General features: G+C 71.7%; 1 protein-coding gene and 2 pseudogenes. All 3 read right to left on the minus strand.

All coding sequences use genetic code 11. The features are described from left to right. Positions 1-27: 27 nt before the first annotated feature. Complete coding sequence (locus ABZW32_RS39840) at positions 28-429, minus strand: hypothetical protein (RefSeq protein WP_356225817.1); 402 nt, start codon at positions 427-429, stop codon at positions 28-30. A gap of 218 nt (positions 430-647) precedes the next feature. Next, positions 648-935 (minus strand): annotated as a pseudogene (locus ABZW32_RS39845) (hypothetical protein); the annotation flags it as partial. Next, positions 923-1,285, minus strand: a pseudogene (locus ABZW32_RS39850) (helicase associated domain-containing protein); the annotation flags it as partial. The pseudogenes ABZW32_RS39850 and ABZW32_RS39845, both read right to left, overlap by 13 nt. Positions 1,286-1,758 lie beyond the last annotated feature (473 nt).

Raw genomic sequence — 1,758 nt, forward strand, 5'->3', positions numbered from 1 at the left:
CCGCTGCAGTCGGGAGGTCGGCCGCGGTCAGAGGCGTTCGACCTTGAGGGAGGAGGCGCGGTCGTTGAACGTGTCGCCGACGTAGGGGGTGTCGGCGGTGAGCTGCAGGGTGTCGCCCTTGAGGTTCTGGTGGTCGTAGAGGGTTACCTTCCAGCCGGCCGGTACCCGGACGGAGCTGATGGTGTCTTCGCCGACCTGGGGGTCGATGATGCCGTACGTGCCGGCCGCCAAGCGCGCGCTGGCGCCCTTGTAGTGGGCGTCGACGTAGACCGTCGGCCCCTCCGTGACGGGGGCGACTTCGCGGGTGGTCTCGCCGTGGCCGGTGAGGACGACGACGTGGTTGGGCTGGAGCCTGATGGTGTGGTCCGTGTTGAAGATCCCGTTGCCGAGGTCTTGGATGGAGGCCTTGTGCTCGTTGTCCGACTCCATGACATGCCCGTCGTCTCGATGGCTGCTGGTGCGGCAGAGCGTAGGGCGGGCAGTCGCCCGGGCACGGCACTTCGCGCAGGTGTCCCATCGGGGTCAGGCTCATGGCCCACTGCCAAGGAGCCTGCTCCAGACCTGGCACTGCTACGCCTGTGCCCACTCATGCCGAGTTCGGCGAGGGCGGCGAGCTGGTCGGTGTCGAGCCGGTCGCGGCGCTGGCGCTGGTTGGCGAGCCACACGCCAGTGCGGTGCTCGCTTCCGTCGGGGAGGTGTTCGACGTGGGACCGTCCCGGTACGCCTCCGCCTTCCCGCTGGGTGTACTGGGTGAGGGCCTGCACGCCCGCCTCGAACGCGGCTGCGCCCCGCCCGGACGGTTGGGGGCCACACTCGGCTTCGCGGGCACTGTACGGGCTCGTACGACCCGTTCCGGGGTGATGCCCAGCTTCCCGAGCCGGGCCTGCTGCTCGGCGTTCAGACCGGCCCAGTCCCGTCGTTGGGTGGCCAGCCACCGGCCGACGTCCTCCCCGTGCCGGGTCACCCCGGCGGTGACGGCGGTCAGGCGGGCCCCTTCGTCCAGGAGCTGGGTGAGGTAGGCGTAGTGGCGTTGCCAGTCCACCGTCCACCCGCGCTCGCCCGGGTTCCAGCCCTCGTCGATTGCGGCCAGCGCCGCCGCCCTACGTGCGGCGCGCACCGGGTCCTTCCCGAGCCCGCCGGGCCGGCGCACGTTCGTCAGCCACTGCCCGACCTGTACGTCCAGGATGGCCGTGCCCCGCGGGGCCGCCACGGTGCCGTGCAGCTGGTGGTAGGCCCGTGCGGCGGTGAGGTTCTCGGCGAAGGCGGCGTCGGCGGTGTCCCACACGATTCCGAGCTTCTCCAGCTCGGCGGCCCGCTCGCCGGTCTTGGTCCCGGCGCGGAAGGCCCGTCATCCTCCTCGCCTTCGTCCGCGACGACGAAGGCACCGCCGTCTCCCGCGCCCTCGGACTCGGGCCCGACGACACCGCGCAGTTCTTCAAGCGTGGCCTCACCCTGCGCCCTGAACACCGCGCTGGCTGACTCTCACCGTCCACCGCGGCCGCGCCCCGCATTGGTGCACCCCGTTGCCCTACGAGGCCCGCGATCTGAACCTGACCGATCCGACGAGGGGCTACCTGAGATTCTGTGAAGGAGTCCGTCGCCCGCGTGGAGGCCGAGCGGGCGGTGCAGCGCCTGGCCGAGGACGTCGCGGCGGGCACGGCGGCCGAAGGGGAGACATCGAGGGCCCGGGGTCTGTTCAGGCGTCGCGGGTAGCTGTGCGACCTCGGGGAGTCTGGGCAAGCCGCCAGTGAGGGCGGC

It is taken from the genome of Streptomyces sp. NPDC004667 (assembly GCF_040609475.1).
Taxonomy (GTDB): domain Bacteria; phylum Actinomycetota; class Actinomycetes; order Streptomycetales; family Streptomycetaceae; genus Streptomyces.